We start from the raw sequence: 1681 nt of genomic DNA, 5'->3' as shown, positions 1-1681 counted from the left end.
TAAATAAACTATGCAAATACGAGAAGCTGCATTAGCAGAAGCAAATGAATTAAGTGAACTCGCACTACATTCAAAAGCAACGTGGAATTATAGTGAAGAATTCATACTTTCTTGTAAGGCAGATTTAACAATTACAGAAGAGTACATAAAATATAATTTTGTATATGTTTTAGAAAAAAATAATATGAAGATTGGATTTTTCTCATTTTTACGTAATGAAAATGCTCTCGATTTTTTATACATTCATCCTCGCTACAAAGGAAAAGGTTACGGGAAAATACTTTGGAAGTTTGTAATAGAAAAAGCAAATGAATTAGGAATAAAAAGGTTTACGATTGATAGTGATCCGAATGCAAAAGGCTATTACTTGAAAATGGGAGCAAAGCTAATTGGAGAGACACCATCAACAGTATGTAAGAATCGATTTTTACCTCTTTTGCAATATGATGTGTAAAACTATTAATGTCAGGGGAAGATGAGAGTGGATAATGTGAAGAAAAAACAAATATATGAAATGTTAAAAAAATCGTGGTCGATTGAAACAAGTTCAAAGTGGACGAGCGAAAATCCGGCAAAGGGACAATGTGGTGTAACAGCTCTAGTCGTTCAAGAAATATACGGAGGGAAAATTAAAAAGACGAAAGTAGGAGAGGCGTGGCACTTTTATAACTGTATAGATGGGAAGGTGTTTGATTTTACAGAGACGCAATTTAATGAAAAATTGAAGTATATGGGCGTGGAATCAAATCGGGAAGAAGCATTTGCAGATACAGATGAAAAGCAATATGGCATTTTGAAGGAAAAGATAACGAAAGAATTAAATTTATCTTTTGACTCTTAATCTTTAATAAGTTACTATAATGGTGGTAACTTATTAAAGGAAACTTCATAGAGTTGAAAGGGGAAATACTTTTGAAAACAACTTATGTAAACGCTACAATTGCAACGATGAATGAAAAAAATGAAGTGATAGAAAATGGATATATCATTGTAGAAAATGATCAAATTATAGATGTAAAGAGCGGAGAATTCGCTAATGATTTTGAAGTAGATGAAGTAATTGACATGAAAGGAAAGTGGGTTTTACCAGGGCTTGTAAATACACATACACACGTTGTAATGAGTCTTCTAAGAGGTATTGGAGATGATATGTTATTACAGCCATGGCTTGAGACGAGAATTTGGCCACTGGAAAGTCAATTTACTCCAGAGCTTGCGGTCGCTAGTACGGAATTAGGATTACTTGAAATGGTGAAAAGTGGTACGACATCATTCTCTGATATGTTTAATCCAATTGGAGTAGATCAAGATGCAATTATGGAAACGGTATCAAGGAGTGGAATGCGCGCTGCTGTTTCAAGAACTTTATTTAGCTTTGGAACGAAAGAAGATGAAAAGAAAGCAATTGAAGAAGCTGAGAAATATGTGAAGCGTTATTATAACGAAAGTGGAATGTTAACTACGATGGTTGCACCACATAGTCCATATACATGTTCCACAGAACTGTTAGAAGAGTGCGCACGTATTGCAGTAGAAAATCAAACTATGGTTCATATTCACCTTTCGGAAACAGAGCGTGAAGTACGTGATATTGAAGCGCAGTACGGAAAACGTCCGGTAGAATATGCAGCAAGTTGCGGATTGTTTAAACGCCCAACAGTTATTGCGCATGGTGTAGTAT

At 34.8% G+C, this 1681-nt stretch carries 3 protein-coding genes; all 3 read left to right on the top strand.

Annotated elements, in window-relative coordinates:
• The first annotated feature begins 10 nt into the window (after nucleotides 1-10).
• Nucleotides 11-454 (top strand): GNAT family N-acetyltransferase, encoded by a 444-nt coding sequence (locus JDS92_RS29975; protein WP_087969987.1) that lies wholly within the window; start codon nucleotides 11-13, stop codon nucleotides 452-454.
• 27 nt (nucleotides 455-481) lie between these two features.
• Nucleotides 482-841 (top strand): YunG family protein, encoded by a 360-nt coding sequence (locus JDS92_RS29970; RefSeq protein ID WP_199633033.1) that lies wholly within the window; start codon nucleotides 482-484, stop codon nucleotides 839-841.
• Nucleotides 842-894: 53 nt separating this feature from the next.
• The coding region (locus tag JDS92_RS29965; protein ID WP_199633032.1) for an amidohydrolase family protein at nucleotides 895-1681 on the top strand (787 nt) is incomplete at its 3' end.

The sequence above is a fragment of the Bacillus cereus group sp. N12 genome (genome assembly GCF_016483575.1).
Taxonomy (GTDB): Bacteria; Bacillota; Bacilli; order Bacillales; family Bacillaceae_G; genus Bacillus_A; species Bacillus_A toyonensis.
Note: the sequence above shows the minus strand (reverse complement) of the source record. Positions and strands in the feature narration are given on the sequence as shown.